This window comes from Novosphingobium sp. BL-S-34 (genome assembly GCF_056857015.1).
Genome location: NZ_CM166473.1, coordinates 890,754 through 917,684 on the forward strand (window position 1 = coordinate 890,754; position 26,931 = coordinate 917,684).

Sequence of the window (26,931 nt, forward strand, 5' to 3'; positions counted from 1 at the left end):
GACGGGGAGCGCTTCGGGGATTAGTCCCCGCAGCGCTCCTCATCACCCTGTCGCCGTCTCCCGCGCGAGGCGCAGCCCGAACAGCGCGGCAGCCAGCGAGGCGAAACCGAGTACGCCGATCAATTCCGGCACGTCGAGCCCCGCTGCCAGCAGCCCCGTCATCGCCAGCACGACCCCGACCGTCACCGCGGCATTGACGATGTTATTGGCGGCAATGATGCGGGAGCGTTCCTCTGCGGCGCTGTACATTTGCAGGATCGCGTAGAGCGGCACGATGAACATGCCGCCCGAGAAGGCCACCAGCACCAGGTCTGCCAGGATGCGCGGCGCGCCGGGGTTTGCCAGGAACTGACGGAACGAAGCCTCCTGCGCGGCGGGGATGAAACCGCTGGTGGAGAGCCAGAGGTCGATCAGGCCGATCGCCAGCCCCAATGCCGAGATCGGCACATATCGCGCAGAGACTTCGCCGCCCAGCAGCTTGTTGACCGCCAGCGAGCCCAGCGCGATCGTCACCGAAAAGATCACCAGGAACACCGTCGCCACTTCCTGCCGGGCCGCCAGGGTACCACTCACCAGCGGCGCGAATTCCGACACGAGCACGGCGCCTGCCGCGAAGAACCAGCTTATGCCCAGGACCGAGAGCCAGACGGCCCGGCCGCTTCGCGCGGTTCGCAGCACCTCCATAGTCCCGCGCCAGAGGTTCCAGTCGACCGGATGCTCGCCGCGAACCGGCGGCGCCGGCGGGATGGCGCGAGCGAAAAGGTAGCCGAGAAATGCAATGCCCATGGCGGCCAGGCCCGCTTCCCAGGCCGGGATCACGCCGGCCACGAGCTGCCCGCCAAGGATCGCCAGGAATGTTCCCGCCTCGATCAGGCCGGTGCCACCCATGATCTCGTGCGCGGCAAGATGCTGCGGCAGGATCGAATATTTCACCGGTCCGAAGAGCGTGGAATGAAGCCCCATCAGGAACAGCGCCGTCATCAGCACGGGGATCGACTGGAGCCAGAACCCACCCAGGCCCACGGCCATGATCGCGATTTCGGCCAGCTTGATCCAGCGGACAAGTCGCGCCTTGTCGATCCGGTCGGCAAGTTGTCCGGCGAGGGCGGAGAACAGGAAATAGGGCGCGATAAACACCCCGCTGGCGATGGCCGCCAGCATTCCCGCCTTGTCGGCCTCACCGGCGAAGATCACGAAATTCGCCAGGAACAGCATGGCGAATTTCAGCAGGTTGTCGTTGAAGGCGCCCAGAAACTGGACGACGAACATCGGCGCGAACCGCCGCTTCGCCAGCAGCGAAAGATCAGGTGCGGACATGGCGAACTCCCCCCATGGAGAGTTCGTTAGCGGCATTTGCGAAAATGCCCGAGAGCTTTTCGCGTCCTATCGGCTCAAAACGGGTTGCCCCCGTTCAGGCTGCCTGGCGCTGGAGCCAGTTCCGCAGCAGGAAGTTCACCTGCTCGGGATGTTCGAGCGCCGCCATATGGCCGCAGGCGCCGATCATGTGGAAGCTGGAGCCTTCGATCCGCGAATGGATCTCACGGGCGTGATCGGGCGGGGTGATGCGGTCCCCCTCGCCTACCACGATCATGGTCGGAACGCGGATGGCTCCCAGGCTGTCCAGCGAATCCGGACGCATCATGATCGCATGCTGCTGGCGAATGAAGGCATCACCGCCGACGCGCGAGGCCATGCCGCGCATCTCGTCGGCAACCGGGCCGACGGTGTTGTCCGCATGGACCAGATCACCCAGCAGGCGGTGCGTGATGCCCACGAACTTGCCGCGGCGCAGGGACTCGATGCCGGCCTTGCGCTGCCGGCTGCGTTCGGGCGTATCGCCGCGAGCGCTGGAATTGATGAGAGCCAGGCGCGAAACGCGCTCGGGCGCCCGGCGCATGATCTCCAGCGCGACGTAGCCGCCCATCGAGAGACCCGCCAGCGAGAAGCGGCGCGGCGCGGCAGCCAGGGTGCGCTCGGCCATGGCGCCGATCGTGTCGTCGAGGGTAAGATCGGCGATCATCGGCGCAGCGACATCGGCCAGCGCATGGACCTGTCGGCGCCAGAGCGACTGGTCGCAGAGCAGGCCGGGCAGGAACACCACGGGCTCCAGAGCCGGCACATGGTCGGCGCTGGCGCGGTTCCATGCGGTCTGCCCCGGCGCGGAATGCGCCTCGGTCGTGAACTCTGCAGTGTCGGTTGCCAAACTAGCCATTTCAAATCTCCTGAGGCCGAAATGGGCTTGTGCGCTCCATCTGTCCAATTCATGATGAAGGCGATCTCAATATGTTTTAGATATGAAGCGAAGGCGGCAGATGGAACTCAGACACATCCGGTATTTCCTGGCCGTGGCTGAGGAACGCCACTTTACGCGCGCCGCCCAGCGCCTGGGGATCGGACAGCCGCCGCTCAGCCATCAGATCAAGGATCTGGAACGCGAAGTAGGCACACCCCTTTTCCACCGCATCCCGCAAGGCGCGGAATTGACCGAGGCCGGGCGGGCCTTCGAAGCCGGTGTGCGTCAGATTCCCGGTCTCGTCGGAGAGGCCGTCGTTGCCGCCCAGCGCGCCGCCGCCGGTGAAACCGGCCGCATTCGGGTGGGTTTCACCGGCTCGGCCGCGTTCAATCCCCGCGTTCCTCAGGCAATCCGCATCTATCGCCGCCGCTTCCCCGACGTCGAACTGAGCCTGGCCGAGCACAATTCCATCGGCCTGGTGGAGGGCCTGAAGAACGGTTCGCTCGATGCAGCCTTCCTGCGTCCCGACGCCGTGGACAAGCAGGGGCTGCGCCTCTTTCACCTGGCCGACGAGCCCCTGATTGCCGCCCTCGCCTCGGCGCGAATGCCGCATGGCGAGCCGATCCGGCTGGAGCAGCTTGCCGAAGACGCCTTCATCCTTACCCCGCGCGCGCTCGGACCCACCTTGTTCGACGCCACGCTGGAGGCCTGCCGCCGCGCCGGGTTCGAACCGATACTGGGCCAGTCGGCGCCGCAGGTCGCTTCGGTTCTGGCCCTCGTCGCGGCCGAACTGGGTGTGGCGCTTGTGCCGGAATCCATGCGCGACGCCTCGTTCAGGGGCGTGACCTATCACGACCTTACGGGCAACGCCCCCAAAGTCGCGCTGGCCCTGGCAACGCGAAACGACGAGCAGGCGGCAACCGTCGCGGCCTTCGTGGCGGAAGCGCGCTTCCCCTCGGAAGCGGAGCCCGGATGAGAGGCCGAGCCAGGCCGAAATGGCGCCCGGCGGAAACCCGCGGTCAGGCAAGTTACCCATTTACAGGATGCTAACCATATTCCACTAGCCATGCGCGATGCCCCGTTCGTTCCCCAGACGACTTCGCCTGCCGCTGCGCGAGGCCGTTCTGACAGCCACGACTTATTTCGTCTGCGCGGCCATCGCCCTGCAGCTGACGCGTTTCGACGCCGGCATCGCCATCGTGTGGCTTGCAGGGCCGATCCTTTTCGCAAGGCTGAGCAGCACGCCGCGCTGGCGCTGGGCGGGCATCGCGCTGGCATGCGCGCCGGTCGGGTTCTGCGCCTCCATGCTTTTCGGCTTCCACGGCCTGGTGGCCGTGCCGCTCTCCCTGCTCTGCATTGCCGAGGCGGTCTCCGCCGCCTGGCTGGTGCGCCGGCTTTATCCGCGTTTCGGCAGGTTCCAGTCGCTGCCCGAAGTCGGCATGTTCCTGCTTGTCGCAGGACTGCTGGTCCCGGCGGCAGCAGCTTTCGGCGCGGCCCTATGCGCCCATGCCGCAAGCGGCATCCCTTATTGGAAAGCCTGGCTCGACTGGTATGCCGGCCATGCGCTCGGCTTCGTGACTTTCGCACCGCCGGTGCTTCTGTCCCTGCGCGGCGAAACCCGCCAATGGATCGCCGCAGCCGGAAGCAAGCGGGTGGGCGAAGCGGCCATACTGCTCGGACTGGTGGTGGCGGCCTCGCTGATCACCTTCGGTCAGAACGTGATACCGCTGGTCATCATTCCCTTCGTGCCGATGGTCGCGGCCACTCTGCGACTGGGGCGGTTCGGTGCGATTTCCTCCATCGTCATCCTGGTGAGCATCGGCCTGTCGTTCTCCCTGGCAGGACGCGGGCCGACGACCCTGCTTCATGGTCCAATGGCCATGAAGCTCCAGGTCCTGCAGATCTATTTCGCCTCCATCGTGCTTATCATCCTGCCGCTGGCCGCCGAACTGCGCTCGCGCCGCCGCCTGGTGGACCGCCTGCACGCCGCCGAGGCGCTGCACCGCGCAGTGCTCGACCGCATGAGCGACATCGTCGTGCGCGTGAGCGCGGACGGTACGGTGCGCTACGCCTCGCCTTCGGCCAGGCAGGTCACCGGCTATGCGCCTGCCGAACTGGTGGGAAGCTCGATGTTCAAGCTCATCCTGCCGGACGACGTGCCCACCATCCTCGAAGCACGCAGCCGCGCGCTGGCCGACCCTGACCAGACGGCGATCCTCGAATATCGGGTCTGCTGCAAGAACGGCGACATCGTCTGGGTGGAAAGCCATATCCGCGGCATCCTCGACGAGGACGGGCAGACTTCGGGCACCGTCAGCATCATCCGCGAAATAACGCGCCGACGGCAGCTGGTGGAAAGCCTCACCGCTCAGGCCATGACCGACCACCTGACCGGCGCCTGCAACCGCCGCGCCTTCGACGAGGCGCTTCTCGCCGTGCTCGGCCAGTCCCTTGCGGAACCCGCTGCCGACGAAGCCCCGACGGGATGCCTGGCACTGTTCGATCTCGATCATTTCAAGCGCATCAACGACCGCCACGGCCATGCCACCGGAGACGATGTGCTGGTGCGCTTCGTCTCGATTCTGCGCGGCGCTGTTCGCGAGGGCGATCTCGTGGCCCGCCTTGGCGGTGAGGAATTTGCCGTATTGCTGGCCGGTCTCGGCGTCGACCAGGCCCATCTGGTCTGCGAGCGGATCCGCATGCGGTTCGAGGAAACGACGATCCGCGATCCCCTCGGCAACGCCGTGGAAGCGACCGTAAGCGTGGGAATTGCGCTGATCGTGCGGGGCGAAGAAAGCCGCACGATCATGACCCAGGCTGACGACGCGCTCTACCGGGCCAAGCAGGGCGGCCGCAATCGGACGGGCCTGCCGCTCCCCACCGACCCCGAGGAACGACGCAGCGCCTGATCGCAACCGCACTGCATCAACTGTGGCTCGTCATGCGCTAGGCTCTTGCGCCGAACCGTTGTCGCCTTCACAATGCTGCAATGCAAAATCTACCGAATACCGAACTGGCTTCTACACGCGCATGATCGATACCCGTCTCTCTCTCATGGAAGCGATCTCGTTTCGCCGCACCGTCAATGCCCGCTATAACGGCGGCATCATCAAGCTCGCCCCGCATTTGATGTTCGAGCGCCACGGAGACCTCTTCGTCAGCGCGCTGAACCTGAGCAAGGCATGGCGCTCGCCCGAAGAACGCCGCCTCGGCCAGTTCAAGCTCGCCGGCCTGGAAGTGACCGAACTGCTTGAAGAGGTTTTCGAACCGCTCCCCGATTTCGAGCCTGCAGCGCCGCGAAGCGACGACACGCTGCTGCTGACGGTCTGATCGTCCGCCTGCACTTTCAAATGACCGATGTCTGATCTCTTCGCAGGTTCCGGGCCGGCCGGCAGGATGCCGCTTGCCGCCCTGCTCCGCCCCGCCTCGCTGGACGATGTTATCGGCCAGGGCCATGTGGTGGGCGAAGGCTCGATCCTGCGGCGGCGCGTGAAGGCGGGAGCGCTGGGCAGCGTGATCCTTTACGGGCCGCCCGGCATCGGCAAGACCTCGATCGCGCGGGCCGTGGGCGCCATGCTGGGCAAGACCTTCCGCCCGCTCAATGCCACGCGCGCCGGAGTCGCGGAAATCCGCAAGCTGGCGGATGAAGCGCGCGTCCATCCCCTGCTGATCTTCGTGGACGAAGTGCAGCGCTTTTCCGCCACCCAGACCGACGACCTGCTGGCGATCTGCGAAGACGGCATCGCCGACTTCATCGGCGCGACCACCGGCAATCCCTATCATGTCCTCACTCCGGCGCTGGTCTCCCGCTCGACCATCCTCAAACTGGAACCGCTCTCGATAGAGGACATGGAAAAGGTGGTGCGCCGGGGGATCGAGCACCTCCACGCCGAGGGCGCTGCCATCGCCATGACGCCCGAGCAGGTACGCATGGTCGCGGGGCGGTCCGGCGGTGATGCCCGCCGTGCGCTGACGACCCTCGAAAGTCTGGCACTCGGGCATGGCGACGCGGCGTTCGAAGTTACCGATGCCATGCTGGAAGAGGCCTACGCCGCCGCGCCGGTAAACCACGACCGGTCGGGCGACGCCCACTACGATGTCGTTTCGGCTTTCGTGAAGTCCATGCGCGGCTCCGATGCGGATGCCACCCTCTACTGGTTGGCGCGCCTGGTCCACGGCGGCGAAGATCCCCGCTACATAGCGCGGCGGATCATGATCCACGCCTCCGAAGACGTGGGCCTGGCCGACAACACCGCCTTGCAGACAGCCGTGGCAGCGCTCCACGCCGTCGAGAAGATCGGCTATCCCGAAGCCCAGATCGTCCTGGCCCATGCAGCCCTGCACGTCGCCCGCGCGCCGAAATCGGCTTCCGCATCACGCGGCATCTCGGCCGCATTGCAATTCGTGGCCGGGCAGCCGCCCGCGCAAGTGCCGCTGCACTTGCGCGATGCCCATTACAAGGGCGCCAGCCAGCTCGGCCACGTCGGATATATCTGGCCTCACGACGATCCGCGCGGCTGGGTGGATCAGGTTTATTCGCCCATGCCCAAAGGCTCTCTCTACCGCAGCGAGGCACGCGAAAGCGGCACGTTCGAGCGCCGCGCAGACGAGCACTGGCGCCGTGTCACCGGCGCCGAGCAGCCCCGACGCGAGCCCGGGTAACCGGGCTTATCCGCGCCGGAACACGGGCGGACGCTTTTCGAAAAAGGCGATGAAGGCCTCGCGCGCCTCGGGCGATTGCAGCGCCTCTCGGAAGATCCGCGCCTCCTCCTCGATCCGGGCGGAAACGAGCGCCGGATCGCCTTTCATCAACCGGCGCGTCGCCAGCAGGGCCTCCGGCGGCTTGGCCATGAGTGCCGCCGCCTTGGCCCGGGCATGGCCGAGCAAGGCGTTTGCCGGCACTACCGCCGTGACCAGGCCCGCACGCTCCGCGCCTTGCGCATCCAGCGGTTCGCCCAGCAGCAGCATGGCCGCCGCCTTGGCATGGCCCAGAGTGGCAGGCGCGAGCAGGCTGGATGCCGCTTCCGGCACGATACCCAGGTTCACGAAGGGCATGACGAAGGCGGCGTCTGGGGCGGCATAGACGAGGTCGCAGTGAAACAGCATCGTCGTGCCGACACCCACGGCCAGCCCCTGCACGGCCGCAACCAGCGGCTTTTCGAAGACCGCGATCGCCCGGATGAAATTGAGCGCGGCCTCGGCGCCATCCGGCCCGGACATGAAATCGGCAAGGTCGTTCCCGGCGCAGAAGGCATCCCCCAGCCCGCCGACCAGCACCACACCGATGTCCGGCCGCGCCGACGCCGAAGCCAGAGCGGCCGTCATCGCGCGGTACATCGGCGCGGTGAGGGCATTCTTCTTTTCGGGCCGATCGATCAGGATCTCGAGAACGCCGCCGCTATCGATCACCAAAATGCCTTCACTCATGTTTCTCTCCAACGCCTGCCCGAATTCCATGCAGGAGGCCAAGCTCTAGCCGATTACCGCCAAGCCTCAAGCCTCCGTGAAATCAGCCTGCCTTCGAAGTCGCGCATGGATTTTGTTAAGCACGTTTATCGACATTCGAGAGATTCACCCGCAATTCAAATGTTGATTGCAACTTGTGAATGGTCCTAGACTTGAGTGCGACGGGGGCGTCATTTACCGCAGCGCCGCCGTGACCAGGGGATTTGACGCCGATGCCTTCAACCATCTGTTCCTCTATTGGCGCGCTGGCCGTGCTGCTGGCCGCCGGCATTGCTGCGCCGGCCCTCGCCCAGCCTTCCCCGGCCGTTTCGCCCATGGCGGCTGTCCCCTCCGTGGACGTTCCCGAAGGCTTCACCCTCGCGGCGGATGGGACCACGCTTGTCCACACCGCCAGCGGGCTGCGTTTCCCGGCAGAATTCCAAGGTTTCAAACGGCTTAGCGAGAAAGCCTACGACCCAAGCGGAGAATATGTCGCCATCGGCTACGACCGGCAGATCGGCAGCGGAAGCGACAAGATCGCCGTGCGCATGGCGATCCTCCATATCGACGATATGTCTGCGCGCGATCACTACATGATCATGCGCCAAGCCGCGATGGCGCACTTCGCTGCCCCCGCCATCGTCTCGGAAGGTCCCACCAAGATCCCGACCAACCGCAAGCTGGACGCCTATCGCGGCACGTTCAGCGGTTATCGGGACAACCAGCCCTGGCTGTTCAGCTTGACCACGGTGAACTACGGCTATTGGAGCGGGCGGATGACGGCCGCTTTCCCCAAGAGCCAGTCGGCCGAAGCCGAGAAATACCTCGGCCTGCTGCTGGGAGAAGTGCGATCCCAGAAACCGATGGCACCGAAGAACTGATCTCAGGTCTTTTCTTCGAGGCGGCATCAAACCGTTGAAATTGCTGAAAACATGGTGCAATTCCCGGTCATGAATCGTTTTGCCCTGCTCGTCGCCGCGCTGGCCGCACCTTCCCACGCTGCGGCGCAGACGCCGGACTTCCTTGCCGCTGCCCTTTGTGAACCGCCCTATTCCACCAGCAACGCCATGGACCTTTACGAAGCGGCGGAGAAGCTTGCCAAGCCCGACACTTCTTCGCTCGGCGCCGCGATCTATCATCTGCCTGCGCCGATCGAGCGGGACGGCTTCAAGACACAGGATGTCGTCTTTGCCGGGATGTCGGTCGGCGTGCTGCTGGAGGGCGCCGTGGCGGCGGAACTGGGCAAGCGGTACGCTCTGTCGGCCGAGAAGAGCCACCTTTTCGGCGCCTCCACGACTGGCTTTGCGCGGGTTCTGCCTGAAGAACAGCAAGGCATGAACGACCTGGGCCTGATCTCCATCGTGGCGCGGGAGGGTCCGGCGATGCCGGGCAAGACGCTGCTGGCCTGCGAATTCGTATCCAATGAAGACCGCGCGGCGCTGGAAGCCTACGACCAAGGGAGACCCTGACCCTGGCCCCCGGCAGTAAGGGCACGGATCCGCCGAAGCTGCCGGGCAGCTTGTCGCAAGCCGGACCCTCACCGAAAGTCGGAAGGAGGACAGCGGTTCGGCGCGATGCTAAGGGGCCGCCATGCGCGCCATCCACCATATCGCCATCATCGGATCGGACTACCAACGCTCCAGAGCGTTCTATCACGAGACGCTGGGCCTGCCGATCATCCGCGAGGTCTTTCGCGAGGAGCGCGCCTCCTGGAAATGCGACCTCGACGCGGGCAACGCCCAGATCGAACTGTTCTCCTTCCCCAAGCCGCCGCCACGTCCGTCGCGGCCGGAAGCCTGCGGGCTGCGCCATCTTTCCTTCGCCGTAGCCGACCTCGATGCCGAAGTGGCCAGGCTTGAAGTCAGGGGCGTGGCCTGCGAACCGATCCGTATCGATCCTTACACGGACAAGCGCTTTACATTCTTTACCGACCCCGACGGGCTTCCGCTCGAACTTTACGAGGTCGATCCGGTTGGATAGCGAAGGATGATCGTGTTTTAAAACAGTGACTTGTTGTTGATAGTGAGGACGAGAACTTACATGAACCGGCTTGGTTTGACGGCATGGCTCTGTATGGCGGGCCTGTTGCCGGCACCCGCTTATGCCACCCCCGGAAAGGTCATCCGGACCGTAGACCTGGCTGCTCCTTTCGAAGCGCGCTCGCCCTGGCAATTGACCGTAAGGCAGGGCGGCGAGGAGGAAGACCCTTCCGGCGAAATGGCCCCCGGACCCATCACAGCCTGTATCTCCCGGGATCGGGAACGGTCCTGCCATCCCGCGACTTCTGCGGCCTTGCGGCTTCCTGCTGGAGACGACGCGTTCTCCGTCCCGCACTATCTCCAACGTGCGGACGTGGTCCGGCCGGGCAGCGAACATCCGCTGCTGCTGGTCCAGTTCGCAAGTTTCCACGCCGGCAACAACGACCAGCGCATCGGCCTGCAACTCTACGCCTATGACCGGGTGAAAGACGATTTCGCCCTGGTATTTGCGCGGAGAACCGGCCGGAACAACAATCAGGAGCTGCGCTATGTCGAGGCGGGACCGCTGCAGGGCGCCGTGATCGCTGCCGAGCCTACTGGCGATGCACCCTATGGCTACTGGATCACCGTCGATCGCCCCTCTCCGCAAGGCCCCTATCGGCAGGTCCTGCGGTTCCGCAGTGCGACGACCTATGGGGACGGAAATCCTCTCGCGGTCATAGATGCCGAAATGCCGAACATCTACAATCGGCTCGGCCTGTGGCGCGCGGGCCAGCCTCTGCCGCTGCCCGCCTCTGGGTGCCCGCAGCCTCGTCTCGTGAAAATGGCACTCTGGTGCAGATAGCAGCCGCAGGCGATTGATTTGCTTGCGGCAACTGGCAAGAGCCTCCGGTTGCTGTATGGAGTGCACCATGCGTTATCCGACTCTTGCCGCCTCGCTCTTCGCTGCCCTCGGCGTCGCCCTCACCCCCACTGCGCCGGCCATGGCCTGGGGCGCGATTGGGCACCGCATCACCGGCGCCATCGCGGACGAGAACCTGAGCGGCGTCGCCCGGGCTCAAGTACGCCTCCTGCTCGGCAACGAAGACCTGGCCGAAGCAGCGACCTGGCCGGACGACATGAAGTCCGACCCTTCCGATTTCTGGCAGAAGAAGGCCAGTCCCTGGCACTATGTCACCGTGCGCGAAGGCGATGCCTACAAGGCTTCCGACGCGCCGCCGGAAGGCGATGCGCTGACCGCCCTGCCCCGCTTTGCCGCCACCTTGCGCGATCCGAAGGCATCGATCGAGGACAAGCGCCTGGCCCTGCGCTTCATCGTCCACATCATCGGCGATCTGCACCAGCCTCTCCATGTCGGCGGCGGCACGGACCGCGGCGGCAATGACTTCAAGGTGACGTGGTTCGGCAAGGAAACCAACCTGCACTCGGTGTGGGATTCCGGGATGATCGAACAGCGCTCGCTGTCCTACTCCGAATATGCGCACTGGCTGTCGCGCAAGATCACGCCCGAGCAGGTCGTTGCCTGGAACGTCCGCGACCCGCAAGTCTGGACCTCGGAGAGCATCGCCCTGCGCAAGACGATCTATCCGAAGCAGCCCTCCATTTCCTGGGACTATGCATATCAGCACCGCGCCGAAATCGATGACCGCCTCGAACGCGCGGGTGTCCGTATCGCGGCCTACCTGAACTGGATCTTCGATCAGGAAGCGCCCGCCGCAAAGTGACGGGCGGGGCCAATGATGTGCGGACATCGAAACCTGGGGACACCATGAGCTTTTGCGAAACGATCTGGGCCGATGTGGCGCCCCTGCGCCGTGCGATCCTGGCTCATCCGTTTCTGGACGAGCTGGCCGAGGGCACGCTCGCGCCCGAGAGCTTCCGCCACTACATCGTACAGGATAGCCTCTACCTTGCCGAATATGCCCGCGTGCTGGCAATCGCCGCGGCCCGCGCGCCCACGGCGGCAGGTCGACTGGAATTCTCGGATGGCGCCAAAGTGGCCGTTCAGGTCGAGGAAGCGCTGCACCAGGCCTTCTTCGCCCAGTTCGGCGTGACGGCGGAAACGGCGGCAGGCAGCGAGGCTTCGCCCGCGTGCCTGGGTTATACCGGCTACCTTGCAAGCCTGGCTGCGACCCGCAGCTACGAAGAACTGATCGCCGGAATCCTGCCCTGCTTCTGGGTCTATTGGGAAGTCGGCTGCGCGATCAAGCCGCGCGCGGCCTCTCCCAATCCCTATGCCGCCTGGATCGACACATATGCCGCGCCGTCCTTCGGAGAGGCGACCGACCGCGTGTGCAGGCTGATGGATGAAGCCGCAGCACATGCCTCGCCCGCGACCCGAGAAGCCATGGCAACGGCCTTCCGCAACGCCACGCGCTTTGAATGGATGTTCTGGGATTCCGCCCACCGCCAGGAGCAGTGGCCGATCTAGGCCTTCCCGGCGCCGGGCTTCAAACGCGTCAGGCGGATTCCGCGGCGACCCATTCGTCGAGATCCGGCGACTGCCCGATGAGCGCAAGGCCATGCGCGATCGAGGTCAATTCGTTGCCGGTGGCGATGCGGCCATCCCCGAAACGCTGCTCGAACAGAGCGCGCACCGCGGGAATGAGCGAGGAGCCACCGGTCAGGAAAACGTGGTCGATCTCATCGGCGAGCAGCCCGGCCTGAGCCAGAGCACTGTCGACGGTCTCGCCGATGCGCTGGAGATCCGGCGCGATCCAGCTTTCGAATTCATCGCGGCTGACATCGGCCGAGATGGTCAGTGCCTCGCTCTCGAAGTGGAAAGCGCCGTGGTCCGCGCCTGATAGCGCTCGTTTCAAGCGGCCGACAGCCTCGTAAAGCCCGAAGCCGAGTTCGTGCTCCACCACGGCGATCATGCGATCGATGGCGGCCGGATCGGTCGCTCCGTGCTTCAGCTTGGCCAACTGCTCCAGCGTGCGGCGGTTACGCATCATCGCCAGGCGCGACCAGTCGCCGAAGTCGGCGAAGTGGCCGGGCGGGATTTCCAGCACTTTGTCGAAGGAACGATAGGTGCCGCCCTTGCCGAGCAGCGGCAGCACCAGATGGTCCATGATGCGGTAGTCGAAGCGGTCGCCGGCGATGCCGATACCGGCAGAGCCCAGCGGCTCGCAGCGCCGCGCCGTGCCCGGTGCGTTCACGCGCACGATCGAGAAGTCGCTGGTGCCGCCGCCGAAGTCGGCCACCAGCAGGGTCGCGGGTTCCGTCAGGCGCGACGCGAAGCTGAATGCCGCGCCGATCGGCTCGTAGACGTAGTGAACCTGACGCCCGAGCAGCTTGAACATCGCATCGTAGCGTGTCCGCGCCAGGGCCTCATCCGGCCGGGAGCCGACGTAGCGCACCGGCCGGCCGACCACCACGCGCTCGGGCAAGGCGCGCAGGGCATCCCCGGCATGGGCGACGAGGTGCTTGAGAAATACCTGGCCCAACTCTTCGAAACGCAGGCGCTTCTCGAAAAGCGTGGCCTGCTCGAAAGCAGGATTGGCCGCTACCGACTTGAAGGATTGCAGGAAGCGCGAGCCTTGCGGGAATTCGAGGAATTCCGAGATCGCCCAGGGGCCGGCCTCATGCGCCAGCCCGCCGGGCACGCCCTCTTCCTGCCAGAAGCAAAGCGCCGAACGGAACACCGAACCGGGGCCACCCGGCGCGGCGAACTCCACGAGTTCGGCCCCTCCGGCATCGTCTGCCAGCGCGATGACCGAATTGGTGGTCCCGAAGTCGATACCGACCGAGCGAGGACCATCGGAACGGGAAGTGACCGTGCTGGCCGGCATCTGGGAGGTCCTTGCTGCAAACGCGAAAAAACGGAGCGCCGCGCCTATCGCAGGCGCGCCCCGCTCGCGCAACTCCCTCTCTCTCGGCTGCCCGCGGTTTACTTGCTCAAGGTTCGCCGCACGGCATCGTGCCAACCGTCGATCAGCACCTTGCGGGTCTGGCCGCTCATCTGCGGGGTGAACAGGCTTCCCTGAGTCCAGGTTGCCGCCAATGCGTCGAGGTCAGGCCAGACGCCCGTTGCCAGACCGGCATGGAAGGCGGCGCCCAGCGCGGTCGTTTCCAGATGGACAGGCCGTTCCACCGGGGCGTCGAGCATGTCGGCCAGGAACTGGCAGAGCCAGTCGTTCGCCGCCATGCCGCCATCCACGCGCAGCTTCGCAAGTTCCTCACCACCGTCCGAGACCATGGCGCGGGCGAGGTCCATGGTCTGGTAGGACACCGCCTCCAGCGCCGCGCGCGCGAGATGGGCCTGGGTGGCGCCAAGCGTCAGCCCGAAGATCGCGCCGCGCGCGTCCGGGTCCCAGTGGGGCGCCCCGAGGCCGACGAAGGCGGGCACCATGTAGACGCCGTGGTTGCTCGGAACCTGCGTGGCCATATCGTTGGTTTCGCGGGCATGGGTGATGACGCCGATGCCGTCGCGAAGCCACTTCACGGCAGCGCCAGCCACGAAGATCGAGCCTTCCAGCGCATAAGTCATCTTGCCGTCAAGGCGGTAGGCCGGGGTGGTGAGCACGCGATTCTCCGATGCCACCGCTTCCGATCCGGTGTTGAGCAGCATGAAACATCCGGTTCCGTAGGTCGACTTGGCCATGCCGGCTTCGAAGCAGGCCTGTCCGAAGAGCGCGGCCTGCTGGTCCCCGGCGACACCGGCCAGCGGGATCTCCACGCCGAACAAGTCCTTGCTGGTCATCCCGAAGATATGTGCATTATCATGCACTTCTGGAAGCATCTGCACAGGCACTCTGAACAGGCGGCACAGTTCCTCGTCCCAGCGCTGTTCGCGAATGTTGTAGAGCAATGTCCGCCCGGCATTGGTGACGTCGGTGGCGTGGACTTTCCCGCCCGTCAGGCGCCAGAGCAGAAAACTGTCGATCGTACCGAAGGCCAGCTCTCCGCGTTCGGCGCGCGCACGGCCATTGTCGACATTGTCCAGGATCCAGGCGAGCTTGGTCGCAGAGAAATAGGGATCGATCAGCAGGCCGGTGCGGGCGCGCACGTCGGGTTCGGCGCCGTCGGCCTTGAGCTCGGCGCAGAGCCGGGCCGTGCGCCGGTCCTGCCAGACGATCGCCCGATGGATCGGCTTGCCGCTTTCGCGCTCCCAGACGACCACGGTCTCCCGCTGGTTGGTGATGCCGATCCCGGCTATGGCCGCCGCACCGACGCCGCTACGTTCGATAGCCTCACGCGCCACTTTCACGGTGTCGCGCCAGATGTCCTCCGCATCGTGTTCGACCCAGCCCAGGTCGGGGTAGTGCTGCTCGAACTCGCATTGGGAAGTCGCGACCGGGCGAGCGGCGTCATCGAAGATGATCGCGCGCGTCGAAGTGGTGCCCTGGTCGATGGCGAGAACGTGGCGGGGCTGGGTCATAGCGGGGACTCTCCGAGGGTATCTTGTCGTTTCAGTCAAGCGTCAGATGCGGCGGCGTCCTGCCCCGATTTGCGACCCGAGGGCAGGTAGGGCTTTATGGCGATCTGGTAGAGGCCCGCTCCGGCCACGCCGCCCACAAGGGGCCCCGCGATCGGAACCCACCAGTAATTGCCGGGGCTGGGCAGCGCCGAACTGCCCCAACCGGCGAAGTAGGCAAACAGGCGCGGGCCGAAATCGCGCGCCGGATTGATCGCCCAGGCTTCGAGGTAACCGCCCGAAGCGCCGATCATGGCAACCAGCAGGCCGATCATCAAGGCGCCCGAATTGGCGCGCGGTGCCATGTCGTTGAACTCATCGGTAATGGCGAAAATGCCCAGGAGCAGCATGCCGGTGAGGATGACCTGATCCCAGAATGCGTGGATCGGCGTGATATGTTCACCGGGATGCGTGAAGAACACGCCCGCCGCGCCGCCGGTGGCGCGGGTCATGCCGTGGGCGGCGTTATAGGCGTCGATCACGGGATGATAGAGTTGCAGCACCAATGCCGCGCCGATCATCCCGCCCAGCACTTGCGCGGCCCAGTAGGGCAGCACTTTCCTTTTCGGAAATCCGCGAAACAGCATGAGCGCCAGCGTGACGGCCGGGTTGGCGTGAGTGCCGGAGACGGAGCCCGTCACATAGATCGCCATGGTGACGGCAAGGCCCCAAGCGATGCAGACGCCCCAATAGGCCTGGGCGTATGGGCTGGGATCGTAGAGCGTGATCATGGCAGCGGCGGAATCGCCGATCGTGATGATGATGATCACTGCCAGCATTTCGGAAATCAGTTCGCCGCGCAGCGCGCGCAGGTCATCTGCCACCATGGATCCTCTCGCAACTCTGCTTGGTTCGGGCATCTGCACACGCTTTCGAACGAACGTCAACAGTTTCGTTTGCATTTTCGTATTTCGAACTCTATTTTCAGAAAACGAAAGTCATCCCGTGAAGTTGCCAGAGAACCGAAATGCCCAAGCCCCAGGGAGAAGTCGCCATGCAGCCCCCCGCCCCGGACGATGTCTATGACCTTCTGATCGTGGGCGGCGGCGTGAACGGCGCAGGGATCGCGCGCGATGCGGCGGGGCGCGGCCTCTCGGTGCTGCTGGTGGAGCAGGACGATCTCGCCAGCCACACCTCCTCATCCTCCACGAAGCTCATCCACGGCGGACTGCGCTATCTGGAGTACTATGAGTTCCGGCTCGTGCGCGAAGCACTGATCGAGCGCGAGCGCCTGCTGGGCATGGCGCCGCACATCATCTGGCCGCTTCGTTTCGTACTGCCGCAATCGCTTTCGCCGCGCCCGGCCTGGATGGTCCGCCTGGGCCTGTTCCTCTACGACCACCTCGGCGGCCGCAAGAACCTGCCCGGCACCGAGACGATCGACCTCGATCGCGGCCAGCAGGGCAATGGGCTGAAAACGCAAAATTCGAAAGGCAAAGGAAAGGCTTTCGTCTATTCGGACTGCTGGGTGGAAGACAGCCGCCTGGTCGTGCTCAACGCGATGGACGCCGCCGCGCGCGGAGCCCGGATCGAGACCCGCACGCGCCTGACCGGCGCCGTCACTCAGGACGGCGAGTGGCTGGCCACGGTCGAGAATGCCCACGGCCCGCGCCAGGTCCGCGCGCGCATGCTCGTCAACGCGGCCGGTCCCTGGGTGGATGCGGTCCTGCGCAACCTCGGCCGGGCGAAGGACGACCGGGGCGTGCGCCTGGTCAAGGGCAGTCACATCGTCGTGCCGCGCCTTTACGAGGGCGACCATGCCTTCATGCTGCAGAACCCCGACCGGCGGATCGTCTTCGCAATCCCTTACGAGCAGGATTTCACGCTGATCGGCACGACCGACGAGCCCTGGACCGAAGCCCCCGGCAAGCCCTCGATCAGCCCGGGCGAGGTCGATTACTTGTGCGAAACCGTCAACCGCTACTTCGACCGGGGCGTGACCCCGCGGGACATCGTCTGGAGTTATGCCGGAATCCGGCCGCTCTATGACGACCATGCCGCCAACGCCTCTGCCGTGACGCGCGACTACGTGCTCGATTTCGAGAAGGGCGATGCGGGACAGGCCCCCATGCTCTCGATCTTCGGCGGCAAGATCACGACGTTCCGCAAACTGGCCGAACATGCGATGGAGCACATCGCCGAGCTCTTCCCAGAGGCCGCCAAGCCCTGGACTGCAGGCGCGGTGCTGCCGGGCGGAGACATTGCGAAAGGCGATTTCGAGGGCTTCCTTGGCGAACTGGAGAGCACTTATCCCCAGATGCCGTCTGCGCTTCTCCGCCGCCTCGCTCGCGCTTACGGCACGCGCGCCCGCACGATCCTGGCCGATGCCCGCACCCCTGCCGATCTGGGCCAGGACTTCGGCGGCGGCCTCCATGCCCGGGAGATCGACTATCTGAAGGCCGCGGAATGGGCGCGCGACGCGGAGGATATCCTGTTCCGCCGCAGCAAGCTGGGCCTTCATGTGCCCTCCGGCGCCGCCGAAGCGATCGATACCTGGCTCGCGCGCGATTGATCGATGCGGCCCGGCCGCGCTAAGGGTTCGATCCATCCAGGGGCGAGACCGCAAGAAATGATCGAGAGCACGGCGGAGAGCAACGGCGACATCGTGGCCCAGCGCCGCGCACATATCCTGGAGATCGCGCGCGGTGCCGGCAGCGTGAGCGTGGACGATCTTGCGGAGCGCCTGAGCGTGACCCCGCAGACCATCCGCAAGGACCTGAACGTCCTGGCCGGGCAGTCTCTGCTCTCGCGCGTTCACGGCGGCGCGCTCATCACTTCCGGCGTGGACAACCTGGCCTATGACAAGCGCCGGGATGTCGCCTCCGATGCCAAGGCGCGGATCGGCGCTGCCGCTGCGGCGTTGATCCCGGACGGGGCCTCGCTCTTCGTCAACATCGGCACGACCACCGAAGCCGTGGCGGCCAACTTCACACACCATCGCAATCTGATGGTGATCTCCAACAATCTCAACGTGATCGACACTCTCTCCAGCCATCCCGCGCTCGAGCTGGTCAGCGTGGGCGGCAAGGTCAGGACCGGCGACCGGGCCGTGGTAGGCGCGCTCGCCATGCGCTTCATCGAGAATTTCCGCGTCGATTATGCCCTGATCGGCATTTCCGCACTGGATGCCGATGGCAGCCTGCTGGACTTCGCCATCGACGAGGTCGAAGTTTCGCAGACGATCATCCGCAACGCCCGCAAGGTGATCCTCGTGGCCGATTCCTCGAAAGTCGGGCGTTCCGCCCCGGTGCGGGTCTGCGGGATGGAAGCCATCGACTTTTTCGTCTGCGACCGTATTTCCGATCCCGAGTTGCGCAGCGCCTGCGAGCGTAACGGCGTGAACCTGATCGAAACGCAGCTGCCCGGCGCCTGAAAGGCTCTCAGGGTTTCAGGATCCAGGAGTGAAGATGTCCCGCGCGAAACGGTGGAAGACGGTATTGCCGGCCGCGCTGGGCGTGGCAGCGGCAGGGTTCGCCCTGATGCGCGCCAACCGGCTGCCACGGCGCGACGTCCCTTCCGAACCCCCTGCCCGCCATCGTGGCGAACCGCCGCTGGCCCGCGCGGCCAGCGAGCGCGCCGCGCGCAATCCGGGACAGTCCGGCGTCCATCTCTTGACCGACGGGGTCGATGCCTTTGCCGCGCGTCTGCTCCTCGCCCGCGCCGCAGAGCGCACGCTCGACCTGCAATATTACATCTGGCACGGCGACCGTACCGGCACCCTCCTGCTGGAAGCGGCTTTCGAGGCGGCCCAGCGGGGGGTCAGGGTGCGTCTGCTGCTGGACGACAACGGCATCGCCGGGCTCGACCGCGTACTCTCCGCGCTGAACGACCATCCCAACATCGAAGTGCGCCTCTTCAATCCCTTTCGCATCCGCTATCCCAAGGCGATCGGTTTCGCGGTGGACTTCGGCCGGCTGAACCGCCGGATGCACAACAAGAGCTTCACGGTCGACGGGGCCGTTACCATCGTCGGCGGGCGCAATATCGGCGACGAGTATTTTGGCGCAGGCGACGGTGCGCTGTTCGCGGACATGGACGTACTGGCCATCGGGCCGGTCGCCCGCGACGTGGAAACCGATTTCCAGCGCTATTGGGACTGCCAGTCCGCCTATCCCGCCCGCCAGATCCTTCCACGCGTCGGTGCACGCCAGCTTGCCAAGCTGCGGTCGCGCGCCTCCATCGTCGAGCGCGACCCTTCGGCGCGCCGCTATGTCGAACGTCTGCGCAGCCTGCCGCTGGTCCGTGAATTCGTTGCCGGCGAGCTTGATTTCGAATGGACCGAGGTCGAGCTGATCAGCGACGATCCCGCCAAGACCCTTGCGGACCTCGATCACGAGCGCCTGCTTGCAGGCAAGCTGGACGGCGCGATCGGCGATCCGCACCGAGAGCTGGCCATCGTCTCGGGATACTTCGTCCCCGGCGAACAGGGCGCCCAGCAGCTCTGCGCCCTCGCCCGTGACGGCGTCCAGGTGACCGTGCTCACCAATGGCTATTCGGCGACCGACGTGGCGCTCGTGCACGCGGGCTACGCACCCTGGCGCAAGACGTTGCTAGAAGCTGGCGTGCGCCTGTTCGAAACGGCGGCCCAGGTCCGCGATGCGCCGTCCAAGAAACAGCGCCGCGAGGGTAATCGGCTCGGCATCGGCAGCCGGTTGCGGGCATCGGGCAGCGGATCCTTCGCGGCCTTGCGCTCGGGTGCCTCGACGATCCACGCCAAGACTTTCACGGCCGACCGCGAGCGTGTCTTCATCGGATCGTTCAACTTCGATCCGCGGTCGCTGAAGCTCAACACCGAACTGGGCTTCATCATCCACAGCCCGCTCATCGCGGGACAGGTTGCGGACGCCTTCGAAACGATCGTGCCCGATGCCGCCTATGCCGTGACGCTCGGGCCGGACGGCGCCCTGACGTGGAGCTGCGGCACCGGGAGCGAACGCACCGTCCAGCGGAACGAGCCGGGCATGGGCTCGCTCGATCACCTGCTGGTCGGCGTGGCGAGCCATCTTCCGATCGGCTGGCTGCTCTAAAGGGCATTTTCCAACCGGGTGGCATCGCCTGATGACCCGGAAAGTACGACAAACCAACTGCGCTGACCGGCGTGCTGCCTGAGGATCGGAGATAGGCTCTGGTCTTGTCCGGCATGTTCGGTCATCCTGCGGATCCGGTTCTTTCAGGCCCGGTTCTTTCAGGAGACTGCGTGTACCAACCGACGATGTTTGCCGTGGGCGCCATGATCGCCGCTACCGCCGCCGCTCCGGCTGCGCTGGCGGATACACCGCGCGAGATCCTGACCGCCGCGGCATTCCAGGCCCCTGACAAGAAGAAGGCGCTTACGCTCATAGGACAGGCAATCGCCGCCTCGGACCGGATACTCGCCGCGCGCCCGGGTGACCGGGAAGCCACGCTCCAGCGCGGCGTCGCCATCGGCTACCGCGCCAAGCTCACGCGCAGCCGAACCGACGCACGCACCTCGCTGGAGATCTTCCAGCGCCTCGCCGCGCAGAACCCCCGCGATCCCGAAGCACAGATGGTCATCGCCGGCTGGCATCTCGACGCCATCGACCAGCTTGGCGGGCTCATGGCCCGCACCATGGTCGGTGCCAGGGCCGATGCCGGAGAGGCCGCGCTTTCCCGCGCCGTTTCGCTGGGGGGAGACAGGGCGTTCTACCTCGGCCTGGCCGCCATGATGCACATCCGCAAGGACCCCGCCGATGTCGCGCAGGCCCGCCGCTGGGCCGAGGCTGCGGCCAGCGCTTCCGCGCCGACACCGCTCGACGCCCAGATGAAGCGCGCCGCGGCAGCCATTCTCCCCTCCCTTCGCGCCAACGACGGCAAGGCCGCCGCCCGGCTCGCCCGCAAGCTGCTGCCGTTCGGCAAGCTGGCGGACTAGGCTGGAAAGGCAAACCGCGGGTTTCATTTCGCGGCCGAATGCCTATATGCCTGCTGTCGGCACGCCCGCGTGACAGATGGACGGCCAATTCGACGGAGGGGATCTTACAAGTCCGCGAATTCGAAAGTTGCCCATGTCCCTTCCCCTCCCCAGCTCGCAGGCCCCATGTTGAGGCCGCGCCGTCGCGGCATGGCCTCGGTCAACGCGGAAGTGCGCGACGGTATCGTCCCCGCCGCAGGTTCGCTCGCCAAGACACGCGATGAAGGCCCCGCGGTTTCGGGTGCGAACTATCGGCTGGTGGCGCTCATCATCGCTTCTGCCCTGTTCATGGAATTCGTGGACGCAACCGTTCTGGCAACCGCCTTGCCGACCATGGCGCGGGACTTCGGGGTGCGGCCGCAGGAAATGAGCGTGGCGCTCACCTCCTACCTGCTAGCATTGGCGGTCTTCATCCCGGCTTCGGGCGTGATCGCGGACCGCTTCGGATCGCGAACGGTGTTCCGCGCCGCCATCCTGCTTTTCGTTCTCGGCAGCCTTGCCTGCGGCCAGTCCTGGACGCTGGAGATGATGGTCGTCTCGCGGTTTCTCCAGGGCGTTGGCGGGGCCATGATGATCCCCGTCGGCCGGCTCGTCCTGCTGCGATCGGTGGCGAAGCAGGACATGGTCAATGCGATGTCCTGGCTGCTGGTGCCGGCCCTGATCGGCCCGATCATCGGCCCTCCGCTGGGAGGCTTCATCGTCACTTACCTCGACTGGCGCTGGATCTTCTACATCAACCTGCCGATGGGCGTGCTCGGCTTCTGGCTGGTCGGCCGCTTCATCGCCAACATCCGCGAGGACCAGCCCGCGCCGTTCGACACGCTGGGCTTCGTGCTGAGCGGGCTCTCTTTGGGCTGCCTGCTGTTCGGTTTCGAGATGGCCAGTCGTCCGAACGAAGGCGCCCTGGCGGCCGCGCTGATCGTTGTGGGCCTCGTGACGGGGACGTTCTATGTCCTTCACGCGCGCAAGCGGGAAAGCGCGATCCTGGACCTTTCGCTGCTGCGTGACGAGACGTTTCGCCTGTCGGTGATCGCCGGTTCGATCACGCGCATCACGCAGGGCGCGCAGCCCTTCCTCTTGCCCCTGATGATGCAGGTCGGTTTCGGTTTCTCGGCAGCGCGCAGCGGCACCATCACGGTGGCCACGGCGATCGGCTCGCTGGCCATGAAAAGCTTCGCCCCGCGCGTGCTGCGCCGCTTCGGTTTCCGGCGCGCGCTGGTATGGAACGGCGTGATCGCCACGGCCGGCTATGCGATCTGCGGCCTGTTCAATCCGAGCTGGCCGGTATGGGCGATGTTCTGCGTGCTGGGCCTGTCCGGTTTCTTCATGTCGTTCCAGTTCACCGCCTACAATACGATCGCCTATGACGGCATCGACAAGACGCAGATGAGCCGCGCCACCGCGTTCTACTCCACTTTCCAGCAGCTCATGCTCTCGCTGGGCATCTGCGTGGCCGCACTTGCGCTGCACCTCGCGATGATGGCCAACGATCACTTCGCGCCGTCATTGGCCGATTTCTCCATCGCCTTCTGGGTGGTGACGGCGATCTCGCTGACGGCCTCGTTCTGGAACCTGCGCTTCGCGCCCGACGCCGGGTCCGAGATCAGCGGTCACGCCGAAACCGAACAGCCCGAGCGCCGGGAAGAGCACGCCTGACGAATTGACCTCGATCATGGTGCCCTGCCTTCCAATAGTGCAGGCACTCCCGGCGAGGAATGGAAAAGAGAAAGCGCGATGATGACGCATGACGTTGTGGTGGTGGGTGCCGGTCCCGCAGGCCTCGCTTTCGCCGCCGCGCTGGCGGGATCGGGACTGCGCATCGCCGTGATCGAGCGACAGCCCGCCTCGGTACTGGCCGATCCGCCCATGGACGGGCGCGAGATCGCCCTGACCCATCGTTCGATCCGCGCCTTGCAGGAACTGGGCGCCTGGCCGCTCATCGACGCGGAGGCGATCGCGCCGCTGCGCGAAGCCCGTGTGCTGAACGGCGGTTCTCCTTTCGCGCTCTCCTTCGGGAGCGGCGATGCGGAAAGGCTGGGGCAGCTCGTCCCCAACCACCTCATCCGCCGCGCGCTGTTCAGGGTCGTGGCGGACTTGCCAGAGGTCGAGGTGCTGGCAGGGCGGAGTGTTGCATCCATGGACGGCGCAATCGGCAACGGCGCGCAAGGCGTATCCGTCAGCCTGGAAGATGGCAACCGGCTCGAAGCGCGCTTGCTGGTGGGCGCGGATTCCCGGTTATCCTTCGTGCGCGAGCAGTTGGGCATCGGCGCGGAAGTGAACCGTCTGGGCCGCTCCATGCTGGTCTGCCGGGTCGCGCATGAAGGCGATCATCAGGGCATCGCGACGGAATGGTTCGACCATGGCCAGACGATGGCGATGCTGCCGCTGAACGGCCGCCGGTCTTCCGCCGTGCTGACGCTGGCGTCGGCCGAGATCGCGCAATTGGCCTCGCTCGATGCCGAGGCGCTGGGCGCCGAGCTGACGCGCCGCTACGAAAGCCGACTGGGACGGATGCAGGCCATCGGTAGCCCTCATGTCTATCCCCTGGCCACGACCTATGCCCATCACTTCGCGGCCCGGCGCGCGGCGCTGATCGGCGATGCGGCCGTCGGCATGCACCCGGTGACCGCTCACGGCTTCAATCTGGGCCTGGCAAGCGCCTGCTCTCTGGGCAAGCTGGTCGCTCAGGCGGCCTTGCAAGGCGGCGACATCGGGGGTGGCATGCTGCTCCGCCGCTACGAGGCTGCGCACCGGCTGGCTACCCGGCCGATCTACACCGCCACCAACCTGATCGTCGGCCTCTACACGGCCGAGCATCCCGCGGCGCGCGCGGCGCGCCATGCCGGGTTGAGGGCCGCGGTCCGGCTGCCGCTCGTCTCCAGGAGCGTCAGCAGACTGCTGATGCAGCGCTGAGCCCCCCTTGCCCCATCACCCGTATTGCTGTTCCACCAGCCCATGAACGCGGCGGAACGCGGCATTGGCACCGTCGATCACCCGCATTTCTTCCGCCTTGTCCAGCGCCACCTCGTCCAGCGCCCCGGTGAACGAGCGCCAGTGCTGGGCTCGGCCATCGGGATGACCGGCCAGGTGGCGCGCGCCGTGGTTCTCGTCGAGCCCCAGCGCGCGGGCCATCTTGAACAGGAAGGCCGCGCCGAGGTTGGATCCCTCGGCCACATAGAGCCAGCCCAGCGCCGTCGGCACGTCGATCTCTCCGCGCGCGAAGCGGGATGCCTCGGTCGGCTCTGCCGGCGCAAGCGACAGGTCCGCCAGATCCTGCCCGATCTGCGCAAAGCGCCGACGCTCGGCGAGATCGGGCACCAGAGCCACGATTGCGGGATCGTCGTAGAGCGCGTCGATGTCGCGGTGAAAGGCGTGTTGCACGGCCAGGAAGCGACCGTAATTGGCCAATGCCGCGAAGGGCTCGCCCGCCATGATCCGCTTGTCGAGCTGGTCGTGCGCCTGCGTGGTAGCCGCCTTGAGACGCTTCGCCCTTCCGACTTCGGATCCGCTACCGGCTCCGATTTCGGGGCCGGTTTCAGCCGGGGTCTGAAGTGTCGTATTCATGGGAAGTCCTTCTTCGATTGCCACATGAAAACCGGGGCGCGGCCTCAGCGCCCCGGCATGTCATGTCAGAACGCCAGTATCATCGAGGCCTTGTAGGTCCGTCCCGGCTGGCTGTAATAGCTCTGCGAGACCGTGGCGCTGTCCGAAATGTCGAGCGCGTTGTAATAGGTCTTGTCGAGGATGTTGTATACGCCGCCCTGGAGGCGCAGGCCCTCGAACAGCCCCGGCTTAACCCATGCCGTAAAGTCGACGATGCCGTAGCCCGGCGTCTTGTTGATGGTCGATGTCGGGTCTTCGACCTTGTTTCGCTTGGCGGCCACGGTGGCGGAAAGGTCGGCCCCGAAGCGCTCCTGGCTATAGCCGAACCCGGCGATGCCGCGCAGCGGCGGGATCGAGTTCAGGTAAGTGTCCTCGTCCGTGTCCTTGCCGTGGGCATAGGCGATGGAACCCCAGACGCGCCAGTTTTCCGTCAGCGCCCACTGGGCACTGGCCTCGATGCCGTAGATGCGGACATGGGCGCGGTTGACGTACTTGAACACACCGAAGGGATAGCTGCCGCTAAGCCCTGCGGCCGAGGCCGTCGTGGTGATGGTGTCGATGAAGTTGCGATAGTAGTTGTCGTAGAAGCTGACTTTGGCGCCGCGCTTGGCATCGCCGAATTTCAGGCCCAGTTCGTAGCCCTTGCTCGTTTCCGGCTTCAGGTCCGGGTTGCCGATGCTGACGTAGCTGCCGGTGCCGCCATAGGTCAGATAGAGTTCCGTGGCGGAAGGCGCGCGGAAGGCCTGGGCATATTGCGCATAGGCCGTCAGCCCCGGCACGACATCGTATTCGGCCATGATCTTGGGCGAAAAGCGGGAGTCGCTGGAGCGTTCGGGAAGGCCCTCATAGGCCGCATTCACCGTATAGCTCGGCGTGTCCTGGGGTGTGCGGCGATACCAGTCGAAACGCAGGCCCGGCGTAAGGTGGAAGGCGCCGAACGTCATCCGGTCCTGCAGGAACAGGCCAAGATCGATGCCGTCGACATCGGGCATGTCGGACTGGTTCACATGAAGAAACGAGCACGAGTAGATCGCCGCCGTGCAGTTATCGACGCCGGACGCATACTGCGTCGTCCTGGTCGCATAGACTTCGCCGCCGAGGCTGATCGCATGTTGCACCGCGCCGGTGGCCGCGCGCCCGACGATGGAGCCGTTCGCACCCCAGGATTCGTCCTGAAGGTCGCTGTCGCGGTCATACTGCCCTATCGGCGCGGTCTTGCGCATGGCCTGCGTATACGTGCGCAGGTTCAGGCGCTGCCAATAGCCTACGAGGTGAGCCTCCTGAACGAAGCCCTCGCCTTCGGCCTGATAATCGTAGGTACCGGCAATGCGCTTGCGCTTGTTCTGCTCCAGAGTGCCATAGGACGAATAGGTCGACCCGATGCTGGTGAGCGTGTCCTCGTCGTAGCTGCGCTTGAAGGTCTCACCCGTCAGGCCGATGCGGTGGCCGCCGCCCAGGTACTGGTGGACCTTCACCAGCAGGTTTTCCTGGTCATAGGCCGCAGGGTTCCGGGCGGTCCGCGTCGTGCCGGTACCATAAATCTTGCCCTGGTTCTCGGTTTCGTGGCCGTTCTGGTAGCCGCCCTGAATCAGGACCAGCGTGTCTCCGGTCCGGAAAGCGGCAGCCTGGTTGAGATAGACGCTGTCGCTGGCGCTGTCATACGTGGCCTTGCCGAGCGCGCCCTGCTTCTTGCCATCCGTCAGCAGGTCTTCGGGATCGAGCGTGCGCACCGCAAAGACCCCGCCGAGCGCGCCTTGGCCGAAGTAGCTGGAATCCCCGCTTTTCACGACATCGATCGCGCTCAGCGAGTTGAAATCGAAGGCCGCGACGCCGCCCTGGACGCCCCGCGCCCCGTCGCTCATCCACGGCAGACGGATCCCGTCCACCGTCGTCAGCACGCGATTGGCGTCGAGGCCGCGGATGTTGATGCTCTGGTTGTTGGTGTTGAAGTTCACCCCCGCATCCACGCGCCGGGCGTAATCGGCGATATTGTCGACCATGCGGTCACGAAGCGTCTCGGCCGTGGTGGTGGTGGTGAGGACGGCCGGCTTGCCGGCGGCATTGCGATCGACGCCCTGCTGCTGATTGCCGATCGCCGTATCCTCGACGCGGACGGAACCGAGCTTGACGGGGTCTTCGCTGGAGTTGGCGGCACCGTCGGCCGCCTGGGCCTGTGCACCGGCGCAGAGGATCGCCGCGGCGGCAAGGGCGGAAGTCTGTTTCAGCGCGCGCAACAGCGCACGCCGCTTGGGAGAAGTCATTGATGCAAGATCCTACTGCTAATGATTCGCAGAAGCGTTACTTGCACAATGTCACAGCGAAATTT

Annotated in this window: 24 protein-coding genes; 16 read left to right on the plus strand and 8 right to left on the minus strand. The window is 65.5% G+C overall.

All coding sequences use genetic code 11. From position 1 onward, the window contains the following. Positions 1-42: 42 nt before the first annotated feature. Together AC1VV3_RS17905 and AC1VV3_RS17910 are read right to left on the minus strand one after the other, a co-directional pair. The gene (locus tag AC1VV3_RS17905; RefSeq protein ID WP_431567570.1) at positions 43-1,317 is read right to left on the minus strand and encodes an MFS transporter; all 1,275 of its coding nucleotides are present in this window, start codon (positions 1,315-1,317) and stop codon (positions 43-45) included. A 94-nt stretch (positions 1,318-1,411) separates the two neighbouring features. Further along, a complete protein-coding gene (locus AC1VV3_RS17910; RefSeq protein WP_431567571.1) occupies positions 1,412-2,212 on the minus strand; it encodes an alpha/beta fold hydrolase in 801 nt (266 codons plus the stop codon). A 100-nt stretch (positions 2,213-2,312) separates the two neighbouring features. On the opposite strand from AC1VV3_RS17910, the gene AC1VV3_RS17915 reads away from it, so the two are divergent. The 4 genes from AC1VV3_RS17915 to AC1VV3_RS17930 all read left to right on the plus strand — a co-directional run bounded on the left by AC1VV3_RS17915 (position 2,313) and on the right by AC1VV3_RS17930 (position 6,895). Beyond that, positions 2,313-3,209 (plus strand): LysR family transcriptional regulator, encoded by an 897-nt coding sequence (locus AC1VV3_RS17915; RefSeq protein WP_431567572.1) that lies wholly within the window; start codon positions 2,313-2,315, stop codon positions 3,207-3,209. A gap of 97 nt (positions 3,210-3,306) precedes the next feature. Further along, the gene (locus tag AC1VV3_RS17920) at positions 3,307-5,142 is read left to right on the plus strand and encodes a sensor domain-containing diguanylate cyclase (RefSeq protein WP_465126987.1); all 1,836 of its coding nucleotides are present in this window, start codon (positions 3,307-3,309) and stop codon (positions 5,140-5,142) included. A gap of 121 nt (positions 5,143-5,263) precedes the next feature. Next, positions 5,264-5,563: a hypothetical protein gene (locus AC1VV3_RS17925; protein ID WP_132265711.1), complete on the plus strand. Its 300-nt coding sequence runs from the start codon at positions 5,264-5,266 to the stop codon at positions 5,561-5,563. 27 nt (positions 5,564-5,590) lie between these two features. After that, a complete protein-coding gene (locus AC1VV3_RS17930; protein ID WP_465126988.1) occupies positions 5,591-6,895 on the plus strand; it encodes a replication-associated recombination protein A in 1,305 nt (434 codons plus the stop codon). Between the two features lie 6 nt (positions 6,896-6,901). Here the strand turns inward: AC1VV3_RS17930 and AC1VV3_RS17935 are convergent, their stop codons facing one another. Beyond that, positions 6,902-7,660: an enoyl-CoA hydratase gene (locus AC1VV3_RS17935; RefSeq protein WP_465126989.1), complete on the minus strand. Its 759-nt coding sequence runs from the start codon at positions 7,658-7,660 to the stop codon at positions 6,902-6,904. Between the two features lie 251 nt (positions 7,661-7,911). Here AC1VV3_RS17935 and AC1VV3_RS17940 point away from each other — a divergent pair, with 251 nt between their 5' ends. From AC1VV3_RS17940 to tenA, 6 genes are all read left to right on the plus strand, one after another. Then, the gene (locus AC1VV3_RS17940; protein WP_243654207.1) at positions 7,912-8,559 is read left to right on the plus strand and encodes a hypothetical protein; all 648 of its coding nucleotides are present in this window, start codon (positions 7,912-7,914) and stop codon (positions 8,557-8,559) included. Positions 8,560-8,628: 69 nt separating this feature from the next. Next, positions 8,629-9,147 (plus strand): hypothetical protein, encoded by a 519-nt coding sequence (locus AC1VV3_RS17945; RefSeq protein WP_465126990.1) that lies wholly within the window; start codon positions 8,629-8,631, stop codon positions 9,145-9,147. A 121-nt stretch (positions 9,148-9,268) separates the two neighbouring features. Beyond that, on the plus strand, positions 9,269-9,658 hold the full coding sequence (gene gloA2, locus AC1VV3_RS17950; protein WP_465126991.1) for an SMU1112c/YaeR family gloxylase I-like metalloprotein: 390 nt from the start codon (positions 9,269-9,271) through the stop codon (positions 9,656-9,658). 93 nt (positions 9,659-9,751) lie between these two features. Beyond that, a complete protein-coding gene (locus AC1VV3_RS17955) occupies positions 9,752-10,501 on the plus strand; it encodes a hypothetical protein (protein ID WP_482963126.1) in 750 nt (249 codons plus the stop codon). A 67-nt stretch (positions 10,502-10,568) separates the two neighbouring features. Further along, on the plus strand, positions 10,569-11,381 hold the full coding sequence (locus tag AC1VV3_RS17960; RefSeq protein WP_465126993.1) for a S1/P1 nuclease: 813 nt from the start codon (positions 10,569-10,571) through the stop codon (positions 11,379-11,381). A 44-nt stretch (positions 11,382-11,425) separates the two neighbouring features. Beyond that, positions 11,426-12,088, plus strand: a complete 663-nt coding sequence (gene tenA / locus AC1VV3_RS17965) for a thiaminase II (protein ID WP_482963127.1) — start codon at positions 11,426-11,428, stop codon at positions 12,086-12,088. Positions 12,089-12,116: 28 nt separating this feature from the next. On the opposite strand, the gene AC1VV3_RS17970 is transcribed toward tenA, so the two are convergent. From AC1VV3_RS17970 to AC1VV3_RS17980, 3 genes are all read right to left on the minus strand, one after another. Then, positions 12,117-13,448 (minus strand): Hsp70 family protein, encoded by a 1,332-nt coding sequence (locus AC1VV3_RS17970; protein WP_465126994.1) that lies wholly within the window; start codon positions 13,446-13,448, stop codon positions 12,117-12,119. A 98-nt stretch (positions 13,449-13,546) separates the two neighbouring features. Further along, positions 13,547-15,037, minus strand: coding sequence for a glycerol kinase GlpK (glpK, locus tag AC1VV3_RS17975; protein WP_482963128.1), 1,491 nt, complete (start codon positions 15,035-15,037; stop codon positions 13,547-13,549). A gap of 35 nt (positions 15,038-15,072) precedes the next feature. Further along, a complete protein-coding gene (locus tag AC1VV3_RS17980) occupies positions 15,073-15,900 on the minus strand; it encodes an MIP/aquaporin family protein (protein ID WP_482963129.1) in 828 nt (275 codons plus the stop codon). A 140-nt stretch (positions 15,901-16,040) separates the two neighbouring features. Here AC1VV3_RS17980 and AC1VV3_RS17985 point away from each other — a divergent pair, with 140 nt between their 5' ends. From AC1VV3_RS17985 to ubiM, 6 genes are all read left to right on the plus strand, one after another. Next, entirely contained in the window at positions 16,041-17,585 is a 1,545-nt protein-coding gene (locus AC1VV3_RS17985) for a glycerol-3-phosphate dehydrogenase (protein WP_465126997.1), read from the plus strand. A 57-nt stretch (positions 17,586-17,642) separates the two neighbouring features. After that, positions 17,643-18,446 carry a DeoR/GlpR family DNA-binding transcription regulator gene (locus AC1VV3_RS17990; RefSeq protein ID WP_465126998.1) on the plus strand — a complete coding sequence of 268 codons (804 nt, stop codon included), beginning with the start codon at positions 17,643-17,645 and terminating at the stop codon, positions 18,444-18,446. 34 nt (positions 18,447-18,480) lie between these two features. Further along, complete coding sequence (locus tag AC1VV3_RS17995) at positions 18,481-20,100, plus strand: phospholipase D family protein (protein WP_482963130.1); 1,620 nt, start codon at positions 18,481-18,483, stop codon at positions 20,098-20,100. Positions 20,101-20,285: 185 nt separating this feature from the next. Beyond that, positions 20,286-20,963: a hypothetical protein gene (locus tag AC1VV3_RS18000; protein WP_431567705.1), complete on the plus strand. Its 678-nt coding sequence runs from the start codon at positions 20,286-20,288 to the stop codon at positions 20,961-20,963. A 165-nt stretch (positions 20,964-21,128) separates the two neighbouring features. After that, positions 21,129-22,658: an MDR family MFS transporter gene (locus AC1VV3_RS18005; RefSeq protein WP_465127000.1), complete on the plus strand. Its 1,530-nt coding sequence runs from the start codon at positions 21,129-21,131 to the stop codon at positions 22,656-22,658. A gap of 81 nt (positions 22,659-22,739) precedes the next feature. Then, positions 22,740-23,915 carry a 5-demethoxyubiquinol-8 5-hydroxylase UbiM gene (ubiM, locus tag AC1VV3_RS18010; protein WP_465127001.1) on the plus strand — a complete coding sequence of 392 codons (1,176 nt, stop codon included), beginning with the start codon at positions 22,740-22,742 and terminating at the stop codon, positions 23,913-23,915. Between the two features lie 15 nt (positions 23,916-23,930). Here the strand turns inward: ubiM and AC1VV3_RS18015 are convergent, their stop codons facing one another. Together AC1VV3_RS18015 and AC1VV3_RS18020 are read right to left on the minus strand one after the other, a co-directional pair. Next, a complete protein-coding gene (locus AC1VV3_RS18015; RefSeq protein WP_482963131.1) occupies positions 23,931-24,566 on the minus strand; it encodes a biliverdin-producing heme oxygenase in 636 nt (211 codons plus the stop codon). Between the two features lie 65 nt (positions 24,567-24,631). Then, positions 24,632-26,866: a TonB-dependent hemoglobin/transferrin/lactoferrin family receptor gene (locus AC1VV3_RS18020; RefSeq protein ID WP_465127003.1), complete on the minus strand. Its 2,235-nt coding sequence runs from the start codon at positions 26,864-26,866 to the stop codon at positions 24,632-24,634. Positions 26,867-26,931: the final 65 nt, after the last annotated feature.